We start from the raw sequence: 23,503 nt of genomic DNA on the forward strand, positions 1-23,503 counted from the left end.
GTCCCAGGGTCCTCCTGGCGGATCCGAGTGACGGGAGGACCCCAGCCCGCGGCGGTCGGCCCGCTACGGCCCGTCCGGGTCGGCGCGGTCGAGGGCGGGGTGGGCGGCGGGGGTGATCCCCAGCAGATAGTCCGCGGCGGCGGTGTCCGTCACCAGGCTGGTGACCAGGCCGGACCTCAGCACCGCCCCGATCGCCTCGGCCTTGCGGCGGCCACCGGCGATGGCCACCACCTCGGGGATCCGGCGCAGCCGGTCGGCCTCCACGGTGATGCAGCGCTCGCCCAGGTCACGGCCGATGCGGCGGCCCTCGGCGTCGAAGAGGTGGGCCGACATCTCGGCGGCGGCGCCCAGGCTCTCGTAGTGGGCCCGCTCCTCCTCCGTCAGCATGTCGTAGACCGTGGAGATCCCGGCCTCCCAGGAGCCGATGGAGACGCAGGCCACGGTGACCTTGTCGAAGTACTCGAAGGCGCGGGCGATACCGGTCTGGCCGCGCAGGGCGTCCGCGGTGGCCGTGTCCGGCAGCAGCATCGGCGCGTAGATGGGATGCGCCTCACCGCCGGAGACGGCGGCGGCGCGGCGCACCGCCTCGACCGAGCCGCGCTCGGCCGTGCCCGCGTCGTACACGCCCGTGAGCTGGACGACCGTGCACGGGGGCAGCCGGTGCAGCGCGGCCGCCATGTGGATCGTGGACCGCCCCCAGGCCAGCCCCAGCACATCCCCCTCGGTCACCAGCTCGCCCAGCAGGTCCGCGGCGACCTCGCCGAGGTTCTCCGGGTCCGGGGTGTCCGCCTCGGCGTCGGCCGGGGACTCCACGACGACCGCGTGGCGCAGCCCGTAGCGGGCGCGCAGCGCGTCGGAGCGCTCCGCGTCGAGCTCGGCGGGAACCCGGATTTCGATGCGCACAAGATCGCGCTCGAGCGCCGTCTCCAGCACCCGCGCGACCTTGAAGCGGCTGACGCCGAACTCCTCGGCGATCTGGATCTTGGACTTGCCCTCGAGGTAGAAGCGGCGCGCCATGGCGGCCGCCTGCACCAGTTCGGCGGGTCCCATCCGCGTGGCTGAACGGCCCGTCGACACCGCGGTCTCCTCACTATTCACTGTCCGGACTCACCGTTCATCCTGTCAGAAACGGCGGAGTTGGTTTGGCCTTCACCCTTGAGTTCATCGACCGGTAGCTACGCCGCCTCATGAACCGGGGGTGCCGGTCGCCTTTTCGGCGAGGTGGCGCAGCTCCCGTACGGCCTTGGCCGGGTCGTCGGCGCCGTAGACGGCCGAGCCCGCGACGAACACATCGGCGCCCGCCTCGGCGCACCGCTCGATGGTCTCGGCCGAGACCCCGCCGTCCACCTGCAACCACATCTGAAGGCCGTGCTTGGCGATGAGCTGCCGGGTGCGGCGGATCTTCGGCAGCATGATGTCGAGGAACGCCTGGCCGCCGAAGCCGGGCTCCACGGTCATCACCAGCAGCATGTCCAGCTCGGGCAGCAGATCCTCGTACGGCTCGATGGGGGTGGCGGGCTTGAGCGCCATCGACGCCCGCGCGCCCTTGGCCCGGATCTCGCGCGCCAGCCGCACCGGCGCGGCCGCGGCCTCCACATGGAAGGTGACGGAGCCGGCGCCCGCCTCGATGTACTGCGGCGCCCAGCGGTCCGGGTCCTCGATCATGAGATGGCAGTCCAGCGGGGTCCGCGTGGCCCTGCCCAGCGATTCGACCACCGGCACGCCGAGGGTGAGGTTGGGGACGAAGTGGTTGTCCATGACGTCGACGTGGAGCCAGTCGGCGCCTTCGACCGCCTTCGCCTCATCCGCCAGGCGGGAGAAATCTGCGGACAGGATGCTGGGATTGATCTGCGGAGCCATGGCTCCAAGCCTCCCACGGTCGGCGCCGGTCCAGGGAGCCGGGATCTGATCATCGGTCCCGCTCGGATCGACGGACGCCGAGGGAGCCAGGATCATGAAGATGTCGGACGGAATCCTTGGCCATCGGGCGCGACACAGGCAACCCACCATGACGAGCGATCGAATACCCCGGCACCCCCGCACCGCGGTGTGCGCGGCGCTCACAGCGGCCCTCGTCGCGGCGCCGGTCGCCGGGGCCGGGCCCGCCTCCGCGGCGGCCACGGCACCGCGGCCGGTCTGCGTCTCGCACCAGTCCGGGCTGGCCGGAAAGATGTCCAAGGACATCGCCGCCGCGCTGCGCGGCCGGTCCGGAACCATCGCGATCAGCCTCCGCGACCACACCACCCACACCCGCTGCACCCTGCGCGCGAACCAGAGGTTCGACTCCGCGAGCGTGGTGAAGGTGACGGTCCTGGGGACGCTGCTGTGGGACGCGCAGCGGCACCACCGGGGGCTGACCAAACGCGAGAAGACCCTCGCCAAGGCCATGATCACCAAGTCGGACAACGCCTCGACCAGCAAGCTGTGGAAGCAGCTCAAGCCCTCCGGGGTCAAGGCGTTCCTGCGGACGGCCGGAATGGACGCCACCGTGCCCGGCCAGGACGGCTACTGGGGCCTCACCCGGATCACCGCGAACGACCAGGAGCGGCTCCTGGACCTGATCACCCACGCGAACACGGTGCTGAGCGACGGCTCCCGCACGTACATCCTCTCGTTGATGGGCAAGGTCATCCGGGAACAGCGCTGGGGCACCCCGGCCGGCGCCCCGGGCGGTACGAAGATCCATGTGAAGAACGGCTGGCTGGAGCGGTCCTCGCACGGCTGGCGAGTGCACAGCGTCGGCGCCTTCACCGGCGGCGGCCACGACTACACGCTCACCGTGCTCACCCAGGACGACCGCACCATGGAGGCGGGCGTGGCCACCATCGAGGCGGTGGCGCGCGCGGTGCACAAGGACCTCAACCCCACCGTCCACGCCAATACGCTCTACGCCCCGACCGACCGGCCCGAGGAAGCGCTCCCGGCGGTCCCGAAGGACTGACCCCGGAAAGCACCGCCCGGAAATGAGAGCGGTCAGCCGGTGCGGCGCAGCAGGGCCAGATACATGGCGTCCGTGCCGTGCCGGTGCGGCCACAGCTGGATGTCGGGGCCGTCGCCCAGCTCGGGCACCCCGGGCAGCAGCGGCCGGGCGTCGATCCACTCCGCGGAGACGGCGGCGCCGCCCCGCCCCTTGAGGACGTCCTCGACCACGGCCCGGGTCTCGGCCGGATGCGGGGAGCAGGTGGCGTAGCCGACCACCCCGCCGATCCGCGCCGCGGCCAGTGCCTCCCGCAGCAGTCCGCGCTGGAGCGGGGCGAAGCCCTCCAGGTCCTCGGGGCGGCGCCGCCAGCGCGCCTCGGGGCGGCGGCGCAGGGCACCCAGGCCGGTGCAGGGGACGTCCACCAGCACCCGGTCGAAGGACTCCGGACGCCACGGCGGCCGGGTGCCGTCCGCGGCAATCACCTGGTACGGCCCGGGGTTGCCCGCCAGGGCCCCGGCCACCAGCCGGGCCCGGTGCGGCTGCTTCTCGGCGGCCAGCAGCGCGGCACCGCGCTCCGCGGCGAGCGCGGCCAGCAGCGCGGCCTTGCCGCCGGGGCCCGCGCAGCCGTCCAGCCAGCGCCGGTCGTCCCCCTCCAGCGGGGCGTTCGCCAGCGCGAGGGCCACCAGCTGGCTGCCCTCGTCCTGCACTCCGGCCCGCCCGTCGCGCACCGCCTCCAGCGCACCGGGCTCGCCGCCCTCGGTGAGCCGCACCGCGTACGGCGACCAGCGGCCCGGCACCGCTGCCGGCTCGCCGACCGCGTCCAGCAACTCCCCGGGCGTGGACCGGCCGGGCCGGGCGACGAGGGTGACCTCGGGCCGTTCGTTGTCGGCGGCCAGCAGCTCCTCCATACCGGCGCTGCCGCCGCCGAGCGCGTCCCACAGGGCGGAGACGACCCAGCGCGGATGCGAGTGGCGGACGCCCAGATGCTCCTCGGGGTCCTCGTCGTACGGCGGGGCGACCCGCTCCAGCCAGCCGTCGAGGTCATGCGTGGCGATCTTGCGCAGTACGGCGTTGACGAACTTGGCCCGGCCGTCGCCGAGCACCACCCGGGCCAGTTCGACGCTCGCCGAGACGGCGGCGTGGGTGGGGATACGGGTTCCGAGCAACTGGTGGGCGCCGAGGCTCAGTACATCGAGCACGGGCGGATCCACCTCGCGCAGCGGGCGGTCCACGCATTCGGCGATGACCGCGTCGTAGGTGCCCTGGTGGCGCAGGGTGCCGTAGACCAGCTCGGTGGCGAGCGCCGCGTCCCGGGAGTCGAACCGCGGCCCGCTCCCGGCCTCCGCGCTCTCCCGCGCCTTGCGCAGCAGGGGCGGGAGAACGAGGTTGGCGTACGCGTCCCGTTCGTCGACCGCCCGCAGCGCCTCGAAGGCGAGGATCCGCACGGGGTCCTTCTGCGGGCGGCGGTAGGGCTTGCCAGGCCGGTTCGGGGCGTGGGGACGGCGACGACGGGGCTGGTCGGTCACGGGAAATGTGCTCCGGGGGACGGATCGGGCTGAAGGAACCAGCCTACGTCGCCGGGGCGTCGGCGGTCGTGGGGCCGCCGTCCAGGGCCGCCGGGTCCACGATGGCTCCGTCCACGATGGAGGTTCCGTCCACGGTCGTGCCGCTGACGGCGAATCCGTCGTCGACACTCGTCGGCTGCTCGAACTGGGTGCGGTACAGCTCCTCGTAGCGGCCCCCCGCGGCCAGCAGCGCGGTGTGCGTACCGCGCTCCACGATCCGCCCGTCCTCCACGACCAGAATGAGATCCGCTGCCCGGACCGTGGACAGCCGGTGGGCGATCACCACCGCGGTGCGCCCGTCCAGCGCCTCGCCGAGCGCCTCCTGGACGTCCGCCTCCGAGGTGGAGTCCAGATGCGCGGTGGCCTCGTCGAGGATCACCACCCGGGGCCGGGCCAGCAGCAGCCGGGCGATGGTCAGCCGCTGGCGCTCACCGCCGGAGAGCCGGTAGCCGCGCTCGCCCACGACGGTGTCGAGACCGTCCGGCAGGGCCGCGATCAGCCCCTCGAGACGGGCCCGGCGCAGCACCTCCCACAGCTCCTCGTCGGTGGCCTCCGGCCGGGCCAGCAGCAGATTGGCGCGGATCGAGTCATGGAAGAGATGGCCGTCCTGCGTGACCATGCCGAGGGTGGCGCGGATCGAGTCGGCCGTCAGGTCGCGGACGTCCACCCCGGCGAGCCGTACGGCGCCCTCGTCGGCGTCGTAGAGCCTCGGCAGCAGCTGCGCGATGGTCGACTTCCCGGCGCCGGAGGAGCCCACCAGCGCGACCATCTGGCCCGGTTCGGCGCGGAAGGACACCTGGTGCAGGACCGGGACGCCACCGCGGGTGTCCAGGGTGGCGACCTCCTCCAGGGAGGCGAGGGAGACCTTGTCCGCGGCCGGGTAGCCGAAGTCCACGCGGTCGAACTCGACGGACACCGGCCCCTCCGGGACCTCCCGGGCGTCCGGCCTCTCCTTGATCAGCGGCTCGAGGTCGAGCACCTCGAAGACCCGCTCGAAGCTGACGAGCGCGCTCATCACCTCGACCCGCGCCCCGGCCAGCGCGGTCAGCGGCGCGTACAGCCGGGTGAGGAGCAGCGCGAGCGCGACGACGGCGCCGGGGTCGAGCCGCCCGTGCAGCGCGAACCAGCCGCCGAGACCGTAGACCAGGGCGAGGGCCAGGGCGGAGACGAGGGTCAGGGCGGTCACGAAGGAGACCTGGACCATCGCGGTCCGCACCCCGATGTCCCGCACCCGGCGGGTCCGCGCCGCGAACTCGGCGGACTCGTCGGCGGGCCGCCCGAACAGCTTGACCAGCGTCGCCCCGGGCGCGGAGAAGCGCTCGGTCATCTGGGTGCTCATCGCGGCGTTGTGCGCGGCCGCCTCGCGCCGCAGCTTCGCCAGCCGTCCGCCCACCCGGCGCGCGGGCAGCAGGAAGACGGGCAGGAGCACCAGCGTCCCCAGGGTGATCTGCCAGGAGATACCGATCATGACGACGAAGGTGAGCAGCAGCGTCACCACATTGCCGACCACCCCGGAGAGGGTGTCGCTGAACGCCCGCTGCGCGCCGATGACGTCGTTGTTGAGCCTGCTGACCAGCGCACCGGTACGGGTCCGGGTGAAGAACGCCACCGGCATCCGCTGGACGTGGTCGAAGACGGCGGTGCGCAGATCGAGGATCAGCCCCTCGCCGATGTTCGCCGACAGCCAGCGGGTCACCAGCCCGAGCGCCGCCTCCGCCACGGCGATCGCGGCGATCAGCCCGGCCAGCCAGAGCACCGTGCTCTGTCCCGAACGGTGGACGATCGCGTCCACCACCCGGCCGGCCAGCAGCGGCGTCGCCACCGCGAGCACCGCCGTGACCGTGCTCAGCACCAGGAACAGCAGCAGCCGGCGGCGGTGCGGACGGGCGAAGGCACCGATGCGGCGCAGCGTCTCGCGGGAGAAGGGCCGCCGGTCGTCTTGAGCGTTGGCCGTCTGATACAGGGAATGCCAGGCGGTCGATTGCATGTCCATCACGTACCTCCGAGGTCTCGTGAGGAACGTAGGACTTCAACCTAGGTTGAAGTCAATGTCCGCCTCCTCGGCGCGTCCGTGGCCCTGCCGGTCCTGGCGCGGCCGCGCGCTCAGGCCCCGAGCCGCTCGCCCTCCGCGATCCGCACCCCGCGTGCCCAGTCCGCCGCGAGCATCGGCTTCTTGCCCTGCGGCCGCACCCAGGTCAGCTCGACGGCATGGCTGCCGGTGCCCACGTACACGGCCTTCTTGGTGACGGCCGGCCGGCCGGGCTCCAGATCCGTACGGTCCGCCACCGGCCGCGCCGAGACGACCTTCAGCCGCTCCCCCCGGAAGGTGGTCCACGCGCCCGGGGCCGGGGTGCACGCGCGCACCAGCCGGTCGACGCGCAACGCGGGCGCCGTCCAGTCGATCTCCGCGTCCTCGACGGTGATCTTCGGGGCGAGCGAGATGCCCTCGGCCGGCTGCGGCACCGGGCGCAGGGTGCCGTTCTCGATGCCGTCCATCGTCGCCTCGAGCAGCCCCGCACCGGCGAAGGCGAGCCGGGTCAGCAGATCGCCGCTGGTGTCGGTGGCCCTCACCTGCTCCGTCACCACCCCGAACACCGGCCCGGAGTCCAGTCCTTCCTCGATCTGGAAGGTCGAGGCGCCGGTCATCTCGTCGCCCGCGAGCAGGGAGTGCTGCACGGGGGCCGCGCCCCGCCAGGCCGGGAGCAGCGAGAAGTGCAGATTGACCCAGCCGTGCGCGGGGATCTCCAGCGCGGCCTTGGGCAGCAGCGCGCCGTAGGCCACCACCGGGCAGCAGTCCGGCGCGATCTCGGTGAGCCGGGCCAGGAACTCCGGATCGCGCGGCTTGGCGGGCTTGAGCACCTCGATGCCCGCCTCCTCGGCCCGCTCGGCGACCGGGCTGGCCACCAGTCGGCGGCCGCGTCCGGCGGGCGCGTCGGGACGGGTCACCACGGCCACCACCTCGTGCTTCTCGGACGCGATCAGCGCGTCCAGAGCGGGCAGGGCGACCTCGGGGGTACCGGCGAAGACGAGCCTCATGGGTGGCGAACTACCTCTCACACAGCGGATATGGCGGGAACGTCGCAAACAGCGACTGAAGTCTATGGTCCGCCGTCCGAGGGGGCGTACGAGCGGACTGCCGCACGCCCCGGACCGTGACCGACGGGCGGGTGCCGCGTTGGTCAAGGCAGATTGACCGCATCGGGCCGCTGTCGCGGCCCGATCCATTTCCCGCCGTCCGTCCGACTCCCCGATCCAGCCCCAGCCCTTCCCCCAACTCCCCCAACTCATCCCCTATCCCTCGTCAACGCCGGTTCGAGAGGCTTGTTCATGGCCGACCACGCAACTCATGACGCCCAGGCACGGGCCAGCCTGCACCTCCTGGTCCGGGACATCGAGCGGGTCCGCCGCCAGGTGGACGCGCTGCGCACGCTCACCGCCCAGCTCGGCAATGTCTACCGCCCCCGTCGCACCGGCCCGTCCACCGGTTTCGTGGTCTACGGACGCGCCCCGGCCCCCACCGTGCGGCTCGCCCAGGAACTGCGGGACAGCGTAGAGACCCTGGTCACGGCCGCGGTCGACTTCGACCGCTCACTCGGCTTCTCCTGGGACGCGGTGGGCTCGGCACTCGGCGTCACCAAGCAGGCGGTGCACCGCCGTTACGGCGCCCGCCGGGCCGCGGCGCAGAGCGCGACCGAGGGTGGCGAACCGTCCACGGGCCGCCCGGCCGAGCCCGCTCCCCTGCCCTCGGTGCCCGCCGCCCGCACGGTCCCCCCGCAGTCGACCCCGGCCCTCCGCGAGGACCCCCGCCCGAGCGCTTTCCCCAGTCCCCGGCCGTCCGTCTGAAGCTCGGTTCTCCCCCGGCTACCGCCGGGAGGTGCCCCCACCGGGCTCAGCCGATGTCCAGGGGATCCACCCGCACCGCGGGGTCCCTGTCCCCCCGGGCCAGGCGGCGGGCCTTCGCTTCCTTGAGGGCCGCCGCGAGGGCGCTGCCCTGGCCGGGGCGGACCCGTAGCAGGGCGCGCTCCCAGACCTCGCCCGCGGGCGGGTCTCCGGGGCGGCGCGGGCGGCCGGGAGGCGGCGGGGGCAGCGGGACCGGGCCCAGGGTCTCGGCCCCCTCGGGGAGTCGGGTCGAGGCGATCAGCTCGGCCACCGCCTCCGCCGGGCCGGTCACGGCCGCCATCCGGGAGATCGGTGGAAAGCCCAGATCGGACCGCTCGGCCAGCTCGCGCGCCGCATAACCGGCCGGGTCCCAGCGCACCAGCGCCTGGACGGGGCGCAGCGTCGGCTCGGCCATGATCACCACCGTGCCGCCCCCGCCGTCGTCGCCCTCCTCCCCATGGCCACGGACCAGGGAGGCCGCCTCCAGCCAGTGGCGCAGCGCGTCCTCGCCCGCGCGCAGATCGGGGCGGCCGAGCAGGGCCCAGCCGTCGAGCAGCAGCGCCGCGGCGTAGCCGCCCTCCGCGACCGGCTCGGCGCCCGGTGTGCTCACGACGAGCGCCGGACGGTCGGGGACGGACGTCAGCACATGGTCACGGCCCGATGTGCGGACGGGCACGGACGGAAAGGCGCGGCCCAGCTCCTCGGCGGTGCGCCGGGCGCCGACGATGGACGCCCGCAGCCGGACGCCCCCGCATTCGCGGCAGTGCCAGGCGGGCTCGTCCCGCCCGCACCATCCACACACCAGATGGTCCGCGTCCCGCGCCTCCAGGGGGCCCGAGCAGTGCGCACAGCGCGCGGGCTCCCGGCAGCGCTCACAAGCCAGCTTCGGCACATAGCCCCGGCGCGGCACCTGCACCAGCACCGGGCCCCGGGTCAGCGCCTCCCGTACGGTCTGCCAGGCGAGCGTGGGCAGCCGGGCGGCGCGGGCCTCCGCGTCCCGGGCCACCTCGCCCTCGTCGACCGTACGGATCAGGGGGGCGGCCGCCCGGACCCGCTCGCGGTCGGCCTCCAGCGGCCGGGCCCAGCCGTTCTCCACCAGCTGGGCGGCCTCGACGGTGCGGCCGAGGTCGCCCAGCAGAAAGCCGGTCTTCTCATGGACGGCGCGCAGCAGCAGCACATCGCGGGCGTGCGGCTGCGGCAGCCGGTCGTCGCTGTGGCTGCGGTCCCCGTCGTCCCAGATCCCCACCAGCCCGAGGTCCCGGACCGGTGCGAACATCGCCGCCCGGGTGCCCACCACCGCCCGCACCGAGCCCCGGCTGACCGCCAGCCAGCGGCGGTAGCGCTCCTCGGGCCCGAGGTCGGCGGTGAGCAGCACATGCCGCCCCGGGCCGCCGAGCACCTCCGTGAGCGCGGCGTCCACCCGCTCTGCGGTCCGCCCATCGGGCACGACGACGAGCGCCCCGCGCCCGGACGCGAGCGTGGCGGCCACGGCGGTGGCCCACTCCCGGGGCCAGTGCGGCCCTGGCAGCGCGGTCCATACGGCACGCGGCCGGTCGCCGCGCACCAGCGCCTCCAGGAACCCGGGCCCGGCCGGATAGCGCGCCCAGCTACCGGGCGCGGGCGGCTCCGGCGGGGGCAGCGGCGGCGGTGACGGCTCGCCCTCGGCACGGGCGTTGCGCTTGGGCAGGGCCAGCTGGAGCACATCGGCGAGCGACCCGGCGTACCGGTCGGCGACCGCCCGGCACAGCGCCAGCAGCCCCGGCCCCAGCACCTGCTCCGTGGAGACCACCTGCGCGAGGGCGGCCAGCGGGCCCCGGTAGTCGGACTCGGCGACGCGCTCGATGATGTACCCGTCGAGCAGCCCGCCCCCCTCGCGGCGCCCCTCGCGCACCTTCCCCGCCCCGGCCCCGAACCGCACCCGCACCCGCACCCCGGGCCGGGCCTCGGCGTCCATCTCGGCCGGCACCGCGTAGTCCCACAGCTTGTCGAGGTGAACCGGCCCCTTGTCGACCAACACCCGCGCCACCGGCCGCTCCGCGGCCAGCGCCGCCCCCCGCCAGGTCCGCGGTTTGGCCTTGGGCACCTTGGCCTTGCGCACCGTCTCCCGAATGAGCGCGAGCTGCTCCCCCTCCGGCACCTCCGCCGGATCCCTCGACCGCTCGTCGTCCCTGCTCACAGATCAAGTCTTAGCAGACCGCACGGACAGGAACGCATGCGAAGACCCGGACGCCGCCAGGGGCGTCCGGGGCCTTCGTCTGGATCCGGGAATCGAGCCGGGGGTTACAGGCCCGCCGCCGCGCGGAGGGCGTCGACGCGGTCGGTGCGCTCCCAGGTGAAGTCGGAGTGCTCACGGCCGAAGTGGCCGTATGCCGCGGTCTGGGCGTAGATCGGGCGGAGCAGGTCGAGGTCGCGGATGATCGCGGCCGGGCGGAGGTCGAAGACCTCGGAGATGGCCTTCTCGATCTTCTCGGCGTCGACCGCCGCGGTGCCGAAGGTCTCGACGAAGAGGCCGACCGGCTCGGCCTTGCCGATCGCGTACGCGACCTGCACCTCGCAGCGCTGGGCGAGGCCGGCGGCCACCACGTTCTTGGCGACCCAGCGCATGGCGTAGGCGGCGGAGCGGTCGACCTTGGAGGGGTCCTTGCCGGAGAAGGCGCCGCCGCCGTGGCGGGACATGCCGCCGTAGGTGTCGATGATGATCTTGCGGCCGGTGAGGCCGGCGTCGCCCATCGGGCCGCCGATCTCGAAGCGGCCGGTGGGGTTGACCAGCAGGCGGTAGCCCTCGGTGTCGATCTTGATGCCGTCCTCGACCAGCTCGTTCAGCACGTGCTCGACCACGAATTCCCGGATGTCGGGCGCCAGCAGCGAGTCCAGGTCGATGTCGGAGGCGTGCTGCGAGGAGACGACGACGGTGTCCAGGCGGACCGCCTTGTGGCCGTCGTACTCGATGGTGACCTGGGTCTTGCCGTCCGGGCGCAGGTAGGGGATGGTCCCGTTCTTTCGGACGTCGGACAGCCGGCGGGAGAGCCGGTGCGCCAGGTTGATCGGCAGCGGCATCAGCTCGGGCGTCTCGTCGCAGGCGTACCCGAACATCAGGCCCTGGTCGCCCGCGCCCTGCTTGTCCAGCTCGTCCTCGTCGCCCTCGACCCGGAGCTCGTAGGCGGAGTCCACACCCTGGGCGATGTCCGGGGACTGTGAGCCGATCGACACCGAGACGCCGCAGGAGGCGCCGTCGAAGCCCTTCTTCGACGAGTCGTAGCCGATCTCGAGGACCTTGTTCCGCACGAGCGTCGCGATATCGGCGTACGCCTTGGTCGTCACCTCGCCGGCCACGTGCACCAGGCCGGTGGTGATCAAGGTCTCGACGGCGACCCGGGAGGTCGGGTCCTCCCGCAGAAGGGCGTCGAGAATGGTGTCGCTGATCTGGTCAGCGATCTTGTCGGGGTGACCCTCGGTGACAGATTCCGAGGTGAACAGGCGGCGGGACACATCGCTCCCTGGGGTTGCAGCGGCTGCTGGCTGATCATGGTCGGGACCGCGCGGGAGCTGCGCCCGATGCGGTTCCTGGGCCAGTTTATCCGGCACGTCCACCGGTCAAGCATCCCCGTCCCACAGAACGGGCAGGCCCGTGACCGGGAACATACCTTGCCTCAGGCCGAAATACAGCCCCACCTCGCCGTGGCAGGAATGTGTCATGAGCCCGATCGACCGCGTCCCGCCCCTGTCGAGCCCGTGGAGGAAGCCCCGGCGAGCCTCGGATCCGCGCTCAGCCCAGGCGGCGGGCCACCAGGTCCCAGACGGTGTCGGCGAGCGCGCCCTTGGGGCCGTACGGCACGGGCGTCTCGGTGCCGTCGGCGCCGAGCACCACGGCTTCGTTGGTCTCGGCGCCGAAGGTCTTGTGCTCCCCGACCTCGTTCACCACCAGCAGATCGCAGCCCTTCCGGACCAGCTTCGCGCGGCCGTTGGCGAGCACGTCGTCGGTCTCGGCGGCGAAGCCGACCACGATCTGGCCGGGGCGGGCGCGCTCCGCGGAGATCTCGGCGAGGATGTCCGGATTCCGTACCAGGGCGAGCGGCTCGGGCTCCTGGCCCTCGCGCTTCTTGATCTTCCCCTCGGCGTACCGCGCGGGGCGGAAATCGGCGACGGCGGCGGCCATGACCACGGCGTCGGCGTCCGCGGCGGCCTTGAGGACGGCCTCCCGCAGCTGTGCCGCGGTGCCCGCGCGCACCACGTCGGCGCCGGCCGGGTCGGGCAGCTCGCTGTTGGCCGAGACGAGCGTCACCCGCGCGCCCCGGGCGACGGCGGCGCGGGCCAGGGCGTACCCCTGGCGGCCGGTGGAGCGGTTGCCGAGGAAGCGCACCGGGTCCAGCGGCTCGCGGGTGCCTCCGGCGCTGACCACGACATGGCGGCCGGCCAGATCGGCGGTGAGCGCCTCGCCGCCGCGGGCCAGCACCCGGCGGCAGACCTCGAAGATCTCTCCGGGGTCCGGCAGCCGCCCCTTGCCGGTGTCCACGCCGGTGAGCCGACCCACGGCGGGCTCGATGACGACGGCGCCGCGGCGGCGCAGCGTCGCCACGTTCTCCTGGGTGGCCGGGTGCTCCCACATCTCGGTGTGCATCGCGGGTGCGAAGACGACCGGACAGCGCGCGGTGAGCAGCGTATTGGTGAGCAGGTCGTCCGCCAGGCCGTGGGCCGCCTTGGCGAGCAGATCGGCGGTGGCGGGGGCGATCACGACCAGAGCGGCGGACTGGCCGATGCGGACGTGGGGCACCTCGTGGACGGACTCCCAGACCTCGGTCGTCGCCGGATGCCCGGACAGCGCCGACCACGTCGCCTCGCCGACGAAGTGCAGCGCCGAGGCGGTCGGCACGACGCGTACGTCATGGCCGGACTCGGTGAGGCGGCGCAGCAGCTCGCACGCCTTGTAGGCGGCGATCCCGCCACTGACGCCCAGGACCACCTCGGGCTTGTCCATCGCTGCTCTCCCCACCGGGTACGTCGCATGCCGCATCGGGCGTTACGTCCAGTCACGGTACGCCGGGTCGGCTCACGTACCCATGACACACCACGGGCCCGGCATCACTGCCGGGCCGGTGGTTCAAGCGATCCGGAACCTACTGGGCGGGGCCCTCGATGGCCTCCGAGGTCAGCAGGCCCGCGTTGATCTCACGGAGCGCGATCGAGAGGGGCTTCTCGTGGACGTGGGTGTCCACGAGGGGGCCGACGTACTCGAGCAGGCCCTCACCGAGCTGGGAGTAGTACGCGTTGATCTGACGCGCGCGCTTGGCAGCGTAGATCACCAGGCTGTACTTGGAGTCGGTGGCCTCGAGCAGCTCATCAATCGGAGGGTTGATGATCCCCTCGGGCGCGGTCATGGGAGAGGACACTCTCTAGCCTTCCTTATTTCGCCTGATGGCAAGAGTGAATCGAAGATCAAGCCACTCGCATCAAGGCTAGCAGCTCATTCGCCACGTCCTCGACGGAGGTATTGACCAAGGTCGTATCGAACTCTGGCTCGGCGGCCAGCTCGGTCCGCGCGGCCTCCAGCCGCCGCTCGATCACCTCGGGCGCCTCGGTGCCCCGGCCGGTGAGCCGGCGCACCAGCTCCTCCCAGCTCGGCGGAGCGAGGAAGACCAGCCGCGCCTCCGGCATGGACTCGCGGATCTGCCGGGCGCCCTGCAGATCGATCTCCAGCAGCACCGGCTCGCCGGCTGCGAGGCGGTCCATGACCGCCTCGCGCGGGGTGCCGTAGCGATTGCCCGCGAATTCGGCCCACTCCAGCAGCTCACCATTGGCTATGAGCTTGTCGAACTCCCCGTCGTCCACGAAGAAGTAGTGGACGCCGTCCCGCTCCCCGGGGCGCGGTCGCCGGGTAGTGGCGGAGACCGAGAGCCAGACCTCGGGGTGTTCCTTGCGCATATGGGCGACGACCGTGCTCTTGCCGACCCCGGAGGGGCCGGAGAGCACGGTCAGTCGCGGTCGTGCGGAGTGTGCTGCCATGGAGCGATTATCCAGGTTCCCGGGGGTGCCTGGAAACGCCGGGCCGGGTCAGCCGGCGGCGCCGCCGAACTCACGCTCGAGCGACGCGATCTGGTTGGAGCCCAGACCCCGCACACGACGGCTCTCGGAGATGCCGAGCCGCTCCATGATCTGCTTGGCGCGGACCTTGCCGACGCCGGGCAGGGACTCGAGGAGAGCGGACACCTTCATCTTGCCGATGACATCGTTCTCCTGGCCCTGCTTGATGACCTCGTGCAGGGAGGCGCCGGAGTGCTTGAGTCGATTCTTGACCTCGGCGCGCTCCCGGCGAGCCGCGGCGGCCTTTTCTAGCGCGGCTGCGCGCTGTTCAGGGGTAAGGGGCGGAAGAGCCACGCCTACGTCACCTCGGATGTCGAACTGTCGGATATGGACCGGTGAGGAACCTAGTCGCCCCTCACCTGGGGAGCAACGCGCAACGCAGCGCGCGTTCGCTCTCGTCGGAGACTAGCGGCCGATCCCGCTCCAGTCAGCGAGAACAGACGAAAAGTCCTGGTCAGACTCGCTCGACTTGGACATTTGCGGACAAAGTAGCCGGGTTATTCGGCCACGGTGCGCACTTCATCAGCCATTCGGGAGGCCGCCGCGACCAGCGACGCGGCGTCCGGACCATGCCGGAGCACCCCCCGGCTGACGCTCGGAAGAACATTTCGCACCGCCGCGCCGAAGACCGACGGAAGATCGGCGGGGGTCGCGCCCTGGGCCCCGATGCCGGGGGCCAGCAGCGGCCCGCCGATCGCCAGATCGGCGCCCAGCCGGTGCGCGGTGCCGCCGAGCGTGGCCCCGACGACGGCCCCGTACGAGCCGAGGCGGCCCTCAGCGGCCTCGGCGGCGTTCTCGGCCTTGAGCGCGGTCAGCACGGAGGCCGCCACGGTCGTCCCGTCGGGCCGTACCGCGTGCTGCACCTCGGCGCCCTCCGGGTTGGACGTCAGCGCCAGCGCGAAGACGCCCGCCCCCGCCGCCCGCGCCGCGTCCAGCGCCGGGCGCAGCGAGCCGAAGCCGAGGTAGGGGCTGACGGTGACCGCGTCCGAGAAGAGCGGGCCCGCCGGATCCAGATAGGCGGAGGCGTACGCGGCCATGGTCGAGCCGATGTCGCCGCGCTTGACGTCCATCAGCACCAGCGCCCCGGCGGCGCGGGCGTCGGCGACGGCCCGCTCCAGCACCGCGATGCCGCGGGAGCCGAACCGCTCGAAGAAGGCCGACTGCGGCTTGAGGACGGCCACCCGCCCGGCGAGGGCGTCCACGACGGTCCGGGTGAACCGCTCAAGACCGGCCACATCGTCCCCCAGGCCCCAGTCGGCGAGCAGGGAGGCGTGCGGGTCGATGCCGACGCAGAGCGGACCGCGGGCGTCCATGGCGGCGCGCAGGCGGGTGCCGAAGGGGGTGGGAGTAGGGGTCGTCATGGGTCTCTCCTCAAGAAGTTCCAGGCCTTCCGGGCGCGCCCTCAGCCCCTCCGGCACGCCGGGGGCCGGGCGGTGATGCCCCGATCCCGGCCCCTCAGGGGGCACCTCCCAGCGGTAGCTGGGGGAGTTTGCGGAGCGGGGTCCGGGGCGGAGCCCCGGCGGGGAGCGGAGCCCCAGCGGCTAGGCGGCGGCTTCGGCCCCGACCGCGTCGGCCAGGGTGTCGTACGGGGATGCTGCGAGCCGGGCGGCGAGGCCGCGGTGGATCTCGCGGGTCCAGAACGGCCCGCGGTAGATGAACGCGCTGTAGCCCTGCACCAGCGTCGCCCCCGCGAGGATGCGCTCCCAGGCGTCGTCCGCCGTCTCGATCCCGCCGACCCCGACCAGGGTCAGCCGGTCCCCCACCCGGGCGTACAGGCGGCGCAGCACCTCCAGGGAGCGCGCCTTCAGGGGCGCGCCGGACAGGCCGCCGGTCTCGGCGGTGAGCCGGGCGGGGGAGGTGAGACCGAGGCCGTCGCGCGCGATGGTGGTGTTCGTCGCGATGATGCCGTCCAGGCCGAGCTCGACCGCCAGATCGGCGACCGCGTCCACGTCCTCGTCGGCGAGATCCGGCGCGATTTTGACCAGAAGTGGCACCTTTCGGCCGGTGACCGTGCGGTCCGCGGCCTCGCGGACCGCGGTCAGCAGCGGCCGCAGGTGGTCCACGGCCTGGAGATTCCGCAGTCCGGGGGTATTGGGCGAGGAGACGTTGACGACGAGGTAGTCGGCGTGGGCGGCGAGCCGCTCGGTGGACGTCACATAGTCGGCGACGGCCTCCGCCTCCGGGACGACCTTCGTCTTGCCGATGTTGACGCCGACCGTCGTGCGGAAGGCCGGGCGCCGGGCCGCGAGGCGGGCCGCGACCGCCGCCGAGCCCTCGTTGTTGAAGCCCATCCGGTTGATCAGGGCGCGGTCGGCGACCAGCCGGAAGAGCCGCCGCTTGGGGTTGCCGGGCTGCGGCTGGGCGGTGACCGTGCCGATCTCGACATGGTCGAAGCCCAGCATGGCCATGCCGTCGATCGCGGCGGCGTTCTTGTCGAATCCGGCGGCGAGCCCGAAGGGCCCGTGCATCCGCAGGCCCAGCGCCTCGGTGCGCAGCGCCTTGTGGCGGGGGGCGAGGACGGCGGCGGCGAAGGTCCGCAGGACGGGGACGCGGGCGGTCAGACGGATCCAGGAGAAGGCCAGGTGATGGGCCTTCTCCGGGTCCATGCGCCGGAAGATCAGGTTGAAGAGGAGCGCGTACATGAGGGGCTTTCTGCGGAGTGGGCGAGGGGCTGAGGAAGCAGGGCGGGCTCATGAAGAGGGGGACACCGGCCGGTGTCCCCCTCTCTCGCCTCACTCCTCGCGGGCGGCGGTCAGATGTTCCGCGTGTTCCTGGAGCGACCGGACGCCGACCGCGCCCCGGCCCAGCGCCTCGATGCCCTGGACGGCGGCCGCGAGCGCCTGGACGGTGGTCAGGCACGGAACGCCGCGGGCGACGGACGCCGTACGGATGTCATAGCCGTCGAGCCGGCCGCCGGTGCCGTACGGGGTGTTGACGATCAGGTCGACCTCGCCCTCATGGATGAGCTGGACGATGGTCTTCTCGCCGTCCGGACCCTCGCCCTCGCTGTGCTTGCGCACCACGGTCGCGTTGATCCCGTTGCGCTTGAGCACCTCCGCGGTGCCCGAGGTGGCCAGCAGCTCGAAGCCGAGGCCGACCAGCTCCCGGGCCGGGAAGATCATCGAGCGCTTGTCACGGTTGGCGACGGAGACGAACGCGCGCCCCTTGGTCGGCAGCGCGCCGTACGCCCCGGCCTGCGACTTGGCATAGGCCGCGCCGAAGACCGAGTCGATGCCCATGACCTCGCCGGTGGAGCGCATCTCCGGGCCGAGGATGGTGTCCACCCCTCGCCCGGAGGCGTCCCGGAACCGGCTCCAGGGCATCACGGCCTCCTTGACGGAGATCGGCGCGTCCATCGGCAGCGTGCCGCCGTCGCCGCTGGAGGGCAGCAGCCCCTCGGCGCGCAGTTCGGCGATGGTGGCGCCCAGCGAGATCCGGGCCGCGGCCTTGGCCAGGGGGACGGCGGTGGCCTTGGAGGTGAAGGGCACGGTACGGGAGGCGCGCGGGTTGGCCTCCAGCACATAGAGGATGTCCCCGGCCATCGCGAACTGGATGTTGATCAGCCCGCGGACGCCGACCCCGCGCGCGATGGCCTCGGTCGAGGCGCGCAGCCGCTTGATGTCGAAGCCACCGAGGGTGATCGGGGGCAGAGCGCAGGCCGAGTCGCCGGAGTGGATCCCGGCCTCCTCGATGTGCTCCATGACGCCGCCGAGGTAGAGCTCAGCGCCGTCGTAGAGCGCGTCCACGTCGATTTCTATGGCGTCGTCGAGGAAGCGGTCGATCAGCACCGGGTGCTCGGAGATCAGCCCGGCGTGCCGCTCCAGGTACGCGGCGAGCGAGGGCTCGTCGTAGACGATCTCCATGCCGCGGCCGCCGAGCACGTAGGAGGGGCGCACCATGACCGGGTAGCCGATCTCGGCGGCGATGCCCTTGGCCTGCTCGAAGGAGAAGGCGGTGCCGTACTTGGGCGCGGGCAGCCCGGCCTCGGTGAGTACCCGGCCGAAGGCGCCGCGCTCCTCGGCGAGGTTGATCGCCTCGGGCGAGGTGCCGACGATCGGCACGCCGTTGTCCTTGAGCGCCTGGGCCAGGCCCAGCGGGGTCTGGCCGCCGAGCTGGACGATCACCCCGGCCACCGGGCCCGCCTGCGCTTCCGCGTGGACGATCTCCAGCACGTCCTCCAGGGTGAGCGGCTCGAAGTAGAGCCGGTCGGAGGTGTCGTAGTCGGTGGAGACGGTCTCCGGGTTGCAGTTGACCATGACGGTCTCGTAGCCCGCGTCATGCAGCGCGAAGGAGGCGTGGACGCAGGAGTAGTCGAACTCGATGCCCTGGCCGATGCGGTTGGGGCCCGAGCCGAGGATGATCACCGCGGGGGTCTCGCGCGGGGCGACCTCGGACTCCTCGTCGTAGGAGGAGTAGAAGTACGGGGTCCGGGCGGCGAACTCGGCGGCGCAGGTGTCGACCGTCTTGTAGACGGGCCGGATGCCCAGCGCGTGCCGCACCTCGCGGACCACGTCCTCACGCAGCGAGCGGATCCCGGCGATCTGGGCGTCGGAGAAGCCGTGCCGCTTGGCCTCGGCGAGCAGCTCGGGGCCGAGCTTGGAGGCGGCGGCGATCTCGTCCGCGACCTCCTTGATCAGGAACAGCTGGTCGACGAACCAGGGGTCGATCTTCGTGGCGTCGAAGACCTCCTGCGGGGTGGCCCCGGCGCGGATGGCCTGCATCACGGTGTTGATCCGGCCGTCGGTGGGGACCACGGCCGCCTGGAGCAGCTCGGCCTTGCTCCCGGGCTCCCCGGTGAAGTCGAACTGGCTGCCCTTCTTCTCCAGCGAGCGCAGCGCCTTCTGGAGCGCCTCGGTGAAGTTGCGGCCGATGGCCATGGCCTCGCCGACCGACTTCATGGTGGTGGTGAGCCGGGCGTCGGCGGCCGGGAACTTCTCGAAGGCGAAGCGCGGCACCTTGACCACGACGTAGTCGAGCGTGGGCTCGAAGGACGCCGGGGTCTCCTGGGTGATGTCGTTGGGGATCTCGTCCAGGGTGTAGCCGACGGCCAGCTTCGCGGCGATCTTGGCGATGGGGAAGCCGGTGGCCTTCGAGGCGAGCGCCGAGGAGCGGGAGACGCGCGGGTTCATCTCGATGACGATGACCCGGCCGTCCTCGGGGTTGACCGCGAACTGGATGTTGCAGCCGCCGGTGTCGACGCCGACCTCGCGGATGACGGCGATGCCGATGTCCCGCAGGATCTGGTACTCGCGGTCGGTGAGCGTCATCGCCGGGGCGACGGTGATCGAGTCACCGGTGTGCACGCCCATGGGGTCGAAGTTCTCGATGGAGCAGACGACCACCACATTGTCGTTGCGGTCGCGCATCAGCTCCAGCTCGTACTCCTTCCAGCCGAGGATGGACTCCTCCAGGAGCACCTCGGTGGTCGGCGAGAGGGCCAGGCCCTGTCCGGCGATACGGCGCAGCTCGTCCTCGTCGTGGGCGAAGCCGGAGCCCGCGCCGCCCATGGTGAAGGAGGGGCGGACCACGACGGGATAGCCACCGAGCTCCTCGACGCCCGCGAGGACGTCGTCCATGGAGTGGCAGATGACCGAGCGGGCGGACTCACCGTGGCCGATCCTGGCCTGGACGGCCTCGACGACCTCCTTGAACTGGTCGCGGTCCTCACCCTTGTGGATCGCCTGGACATTGGCGCCGATCAGCTCGACGCCGTACTCCTCGAGGGTGCCCGCCTCGTGCAGCGAGATGGCGGTGTTGAGCGCGGTCTGGCCGCCGAGGGTGGGCAGCAGCGCGTCGGGGCGCTCCTTGGCGATGATCTTCTCGACGTACTCCGGGGTGATCGGCTCGACATAGGTGGCGTCGGCGATCTCCGGGTCGGTCATGATCGTGGCCGGGTTGGAGTTGACCAGGATGACCCGCAGGCCCTCGGCCCTCAGCACCCGGCACGCCTGGGTGCCGGAGTAGTCGAACTCGGCGGCCTGGCCGATGACGATCGGGCCGGAGCCGATGACCAGAACGGACTGGATGTCGGTGCGCTTAGGCACGCTGGCCCTCCATCAGGGACACGAAGCGGTCGAAAAGGTACGCGGCGTCATGCGGACCGGCGGCGGCTTCGGGGTGGTACTGGACGCTGAACGCGGGGCGGTCGAGCAGCCGCAGCCCCTCGACCACGTTGTCGTTGAGGCAGACGTGGGAGACCTCGGCGCGGCCGAAGGGGGTGTCGGACGGCGCGTCGAGCGGGGCGTCCACGGCGAAGCCGTGGTTGTGGGCGGTGACCTCCACCTTGCCGGTGGTGCGGTCCTGCACCGGCTGGTTGATCCCGCGGTGGCCGTACTTCAGCTTGAAGGTGCCGAAGCCGAGCGCGCGGCCGAGGATCTGGTTGCCGAAGCAGATGCCGAACAGCGGCGTGGAGCGCTCCAGCACGGCCCGCATCAGGGAGACGGGGTGGTCGGCGGTGGCCGGGTCGCCGGGGCCGTTGGAGAAGAAGACCCCGTCCGGGTTCACCGCGTAGACGTCCTCGGCGGTGGCGGTCGCGGGCAGGATGTGCACCTCGATGCCGCGCTCGGCCATCCGCTGCGGGGTCATGCCCTTGATGCCCAGGTCGATGGCGGCGACGGTGAACTTCCTGGTCCCGATCGCCGGGACGACGTAAGCCTCCTCGGTGGCCACCTCGCCGCTGAGGTCGGCGCCCTTCATCTGGGGGGCTTCCCGCACCTTCGCCAGCAGCGCGGCCTCGTCGGCGAGCGCGCCACCGGAGAAGATGCCCACGCGCATGGCGCCGCGCTCGCGCAGATGGCGGGTGAGGGCGCGGGTGTCGATCCCGCTGATGCCGACGACGCCCTGGTCGCTGAGCTCCTCGTCGAGCGAGCGGCGGGAGCGCCAGTTGGAGGGCGTACGGGCCGGGTCGCGCACGACGTAGCCGGAGACCCAGATCCGCTTCGACTCCGGGTCCTCGTCGTTGACGCCGGTGTTCCCGATGTGCGGGGCGGTCATCACGACGACCTGGCGGTGGTAGGAGGGGTCGGTCAGGGTCTCCTGGTAGCCGGTCATCCCGGTGGAGAACACGGCCTCGCCGAAGGTCTCCCCCACGGCCCCGTAGGCCCGGCCGCGGAAGGTGCGGCCGTCCTCCAGGACGAGGACTGCGGGGCTCGTGGCCCCCCTGTTGGAGGTGGTCATCGTGCGCCTTCCTGGTTGTGCTCGGTGTTCTTGACGGCCAGGGCCTCGACCCAGGCCGGGTGCTCGGCCGCGTGGTCGGAGCGGAAACCGGAGTCGATCAGCCGGTCACCGTGGCTCCAGGTGATCAGCAGCAGCCCGCCCTCGGCGAGGACCTTGCCCGCGATGCCCTTGTCGAGCCGGGCGCCGCGCAGCTCGGCGGCGGGGATGAAGAAGTCCTGCGCGCCCGGCCGTACGACGCTCACGCCCTGGTCGGTGAGGGTGAGCTCAACCCTGCTTCGGGTGCCGAGGCCATGGGCGACGATCCGGTCCAGCCACTGCCCGGCGGTGGTGGAGCCGTGGTAGCGGCCGGTGAGCGTCAGCCTGGCCGCACCGGGCTCATCGGGGGCCGCGGGCAGCTCGGGGAGGTCGCCCTGGAGGGTGCCGCGCCACTTCCAGCCCTCGTGCATCAGCCAGTAGACCAGCGCGATGACCAGCAGCAGCCCGACGACCCAGCCGATGCGGGCGGCCCACTCCGTCACGTCCTGCGATTTCTGCTCGGCCGCGAGGCCCGCGAATCCCGCGAGGCCCGCCACCGGATGACTCGGAGTCGTCACGCCAGCTTCCCGTCCACAACCGTCGCCCGGCCCCGCAGGAAGGTGTACGTCACGCGGCCCGGCAGTTCGCGGCCCTCGTAGGGGGTGTTGCGGCTGCGGGAGGCGAAGCCCGCGGGGTTCACCACACCACGGTAAGCCGAGTCGAGCAGGGTGAGGTTGGCGGGCTCCCCGGCGGCGATGGGACGGCCGTGGCCGGTCAGGCGGCCGATGGCCGAGGGTCGCGCCGACATCCGGTCGGCGACGCCCGTCCAGTCCAGCAGCCCGGTGTCCACCATGGTGTGCTGGACCACGGACAGCGCCGTCTCCAGGCCCACCATGCCCATGGCCGCCGCGCCCCACTCGCAGTCCTTGTCCTCGTGCGGATGCGGTGCGTGGTCGGTGGCCACACAGTCGATGGTGCCGTCGGCGAGCGCCTCACGCAGCGCCATCACATCGGCCTCGGTGCGCAGCGGCGGGTTCACCTTGTAGACGGGGTCGTAGGAGCGTACGAGCTCGTCGGTCAGCAGCAGGTGGTGCGGGGTGACCTCGGCGGTGACGTTCCAGCCCTTGGACTTGGCCCAGCGGACGATCTCGACCGAGCCCGCGGTGGACAGATGGCAGATGTGCACCCGGGAGCCGACGTGCGCGGCGAGCAGTACGTCGCGGGCGATGATCGACTCCTCGGCGACGGCCGGCCAGCCGCCCAGACCCAGCTCGGCGGAGACGACGCCCTCGTTCATCTGGGCGCCCTCGGTGAGGCGGGGCTCCTGGGCGTGCTGGGCGATGACGCCGTCGAACGCCTTCACATACTCCAGCGCCCGGCGCATGATCACCGCGTCGTCCACGCACTTGCCGTCGTCGGAGAAGACCCGCACCCCGGCGGCGGAGTCGTGCATCGCGCCCAGCTCGGCGAGCTTCTTGCCCTCCAGGCCCACGGTCACCGCCCCGATGGGCTGGACGTCGCAGTAGCCGGACTCCTTGCCCAGCCGCCACACCTGCTCGACGACGCCCGCGGTGTCGGCCACGGGGAAGGTGTTGGCCATGGCGTGGACGGCGGTGAAGCCGCCGATGGCGGCGGCCCGGGTGCCGGTGAGGACCGTCTCGGAGTCCTCCCGGCCGGGCTCGCGCAGATGGGTGTGGAGGTCGACCAGGCCCGGCAGCAGGATCTGCCCGGTGGCGTCGATCACGGTGGCGCCGTCCGCGTCAAGCCCCGTGCCGACCGCGGCGATACGCTCGCCCTCGATCAGCACGTCGCGCGGCTCACCGCCGAGCGGCTTCGCCCCGCGCAGCAGCGTCTTGTGGGTGTCGCTCAT

The 23,503-nt window shown here is 72.4% G+C and carries 19 protein-coding genes; 2 read left to right on the forward strand and 17 right to left on the reverse strand.

The window, feature by feature from the left end; translation table 11 throughout:
- Nucleotides 1-63: 63 nt before the first annotated feature.
- Nucleotides 64-1,050: a sugar-binding transcriptional regulator gene (locus tag ACMTAK_RS11355; RefSeq protein ID WP_075200442.1), complete on the reverse strand. Its 987-nt coding sequence runs from the start codon at nt 1,048-1,050 to the stop codon at nt 64-66.
- Nucleotides 1,051-1,185: 135 nt separating this feature from the next.
- The gene (gene rpe / locus ACMTAK_RS11360; protein ID WP_413104145.1) at nt 1,186-1,860 is read right to left on the reverse strand and encodes a ribulose-phosphate 3-epimerase; all 675 of its coding nucleotides are present in this window, start codon (nt 1,858-1,860) and stop codon (nt 1,186-1,188) included.
- 148 nt (nt 1,861-2,008) lie between these two features.
- Here rpe and ACMTAK_RS11365 point away from each other — a divergent pair, with 148 nt between their 5' ends.
- Nucleotides 2,009-2,941 carry a serine hydrolase gene (locus ACMTAK_RS11365; RefSeq protein WP_413806101.1) on the forward strand — a complete coding sequence of 311 codons (933 nt, stop codon included), beginning with the start codon at nt 2,009-2,011 and terminating at the stop codon, nt 2,939-2,941.
- Nucleotides 2,942-2,973: 32 nt separating this feature from the next.
- Here ACMTAK_RS11365 and ACMTAK_RS11370 read toward each other — a convergent pair whose 3' ends face one another.
- The 3 genes from ACMTAK_RS11370 to fmt all read right to left on the reverse strand — a co-directional run bounded on the left by ACMTAK_RS11370 (nt 2,974) and on the right by fmt (nt 7,521).
- Complete coding sequence (locus ACMTAK_RS11370; RefSeq protein ID WP_413806102.1) at nt 2,974-4,446, reverse strand: RsmB/NOP family class I SAM-dependent RNA methyltransferase; 1,473 nt, start codon at nt 4,444-4,446, stop codon at nt 2,974-2,976.
- Nucleotides 4,447-4,489: 43 nt separating this feature from the next.
- Nucleotides 4,490-6,478 carry an ABC transporter ATP-binding protein gene (locus tag ACMTAK_RS11375; RefSeq protein WP_413806103.1) on the reverse strand — a complete coding sequence of 663 codons (1,989 nt, stop codon included), beginning with the start codon at nt 6,476-6,478 and terminating at the stop codon, nt 4,490-4,492.
- 110 nt (nt 6,479-6,588) lie between these two features.
- Nucleotides 6,589-7,521 carry a methionyl-tRNA formyltransferase gene (fmt, locus tag ACMTAK_RS11380; protein ID WP_413806104.1) on the reverse strand — a complete coding sequence of 311 codons (933 nt, stop codon included), beginning with the start codon at nt 7,519-7,521 and terminating at the stop codon, nt 6,589-6,591.
- Nucleotides 7,522-7,812: 291 nt separating this feature from the next.
- On the opposite strand from fmt, the gene ACMTAK_RS11385 reads away from it, so the two are divergent.
- On the forward strand, nt 7,813-8,328 hold the full coding sequence (locus ACMTAK_RS11385) for a hypothetical protein (protein WP_413806105.1): 516 nt from the start codon (nt 7,813-7,815) through the stop codon (nt 8,326-8,328).
- Nucleotides 8,329-8,374: 46 nt separating this feature from the next.
- Here ACMTAK_RS11385 and ACMTAK_RS11390 read toward each other — a convergent pair whose 3' ends face one another.
- The 12 genes from ACMTAK_RS11390 to ACMTAK_RS11445 all read right to left on the reverse strand — a co-directional run bounded on the left by ACMTAK_RS11390 (nt 8,375) and on the right by ACMTAK_RS11445 (nt 23,503).
- Nucleotides 8,375-10,540, reverse strand: coding sequence for a primosomal protein N' (locus ACMTAK_RS11390; RefSeq protein ID WP_413806106.1), 2,166 nt, complete (start codon nt 10,538-10,540; stop codon nt 8,375-8,377).
- 104 nt (nt 10,541-10,644) lie between these two features.
- Nucleotides 10,645-11,853, reverse strand: a complete 1,209-nt coding sequence (gene metK, locus ACMTAK_RS11395) for a methionine adenosyltransferase (RefSeq protein ID WP_413806107.1) — start codon at nt 11,851-11,853, stop codon at nt 10,645-10,647.
- 277 nt (nt 11,854-12,130) lie between these two features.
- Complete coding sequence (gene coaBC, locus ACMTAK_RS11400) at nt 12,131-13,339, reverse strand: bifunctional phosphopantothenoylcysteine decarboxylase/phosphopantothenate--cysteine ligase CoaBC (RefSeq protein ID WP_413806108.1); 1,209 nt, start codon at nt 13,337-13,339, stop codon at nt 12,131-12,133.
- A 139-nt stretch (nt 13,340-13,478) separates the two neighbouring features.
- Entirely contained in the window at nt 13,479-13,739 is a 261-nt protein-coding gene (gene rpoZ, locus ACMTAK_RS11405) for a DNA-directed RNA polymerase subunit omega (RefSeq protein ID WP_020867048.1), read from the reverse strand.
- Nucleotides 13,740-13,797: 58 nt separating this feature from the next.
- Complete coding sequence (gene gmk / locus ACMTAK_RS11410; RefSeq protein WP_413806109.1) at nt 13,798-14,364, reverse strand: guanylate kinase; 567 nt, start codon at nt 14,362-14,364, stop codon at nt 13,798-13,800.
- A gap of 48 nt (nt 14,365-14,412) precedes the next feature.
- Nucleotides 14,413-14,736 (reverse strand): integration host factor, encoded by a 324-nt coding sequence (locus ACMTAK_RS11415; RefSeq protein WP_009713618.1) that lies wholly within the window; start codon nt 14,734-14,736, stop codon nt 14,413-14,415.
- Between the two features lie 203 nt (nt 14,737-14,939).
- A complete protein-coding gene (gene pyrF / locus ACMTAK_RS11420; RefSeq protein ID WP_413806110.1) occupies nt 14,940-15,803 on the reverse strand; it encodes an orotidine-5'-phosphate decarboxylase in 864 nt (287 codons plus the stop codon).
- Nucleotides 15,804-15,983: 180 nt separating this feature from the next.
- On the reverse strand, nt 15,984-17,084 hold the full coding sequence (locus tag ACMTAK_RS11425) for a quinone-dependent dihydroorotate dehydrogenase (protein ID WP_413806111.1): 1,101 nt from the start codon (nt 17,082-17,084) through the stop codon (nt 15,984-15,986).
- A gap of 90 nt (nt 17,085-17,174) precedes the next feature.
- Nucleotides 17,175-20,486 carry a carbamoyl-phosphate synthase large subunit gene (gene carB, locus ACMTAK_RS11430; RefSeq protein ID WP_413806112.1) on the reverse strand — a complete coding sequence of 1,104 codons (3,312 nt, stop codon included), beginning with the start codon at nt 20,484-20,486 and terminating at the stop codon, nt 17,175-17,177.
- Complete coding sequence (carA, locus tag ACMTAK_RS11435) at nt 20,479-21,618, reverse strand: glutamine-hydrolyzing carbamoyl-phosphate synthase small subunit (protein ID WP_413806113.1); 1,140 nt, start codon at nt 21,616-21,618, stop codon at nt 20,479-20,481. The genes carB and carA overlap by 8 nt, the downstream gene beginning before the upstream one ends.
- Nucleotides 21,615-22,211 (reverse strand): PH-like domain-containing protein, encoded by a 597-nt coding sequence (locus ACMTAK_RS11440; RefSeq protein ID WP_413806114.1) that lies wholly within the window; start codon nt 22,209-22,211, stop codon nt 21,615-21,617. Before ACMTAK_RS11440 ends, carA begins: the two co-directional genes overlap by 4 nt.
- Nucleotides 22,208-23,503, reverse strand: coding sequence for a dihydroorotase (locus tag ACMTAK_RS11445; RefSeq protein ID WP_413806115.1), 1,296 nt, complete (start codon nt 23,501-23,503; stop codon nt 22,208-22,210). The genes ACMTAK_RS11440 and ACMTAK_RS11445 overlap by 4 nt, the downstream gene beginning before the upstream one ends.

The sequence above is a fragment of the Streptomyces lacaronensis genome (genome assembly GCF_047337785.1).
Taxonomy (GTDB): Bacteria; Actinomycetota; Actinomycetes; order Streptomycetales; family Streptomycetaceae; genus Streptomyces; species Streptomyces lycopersici.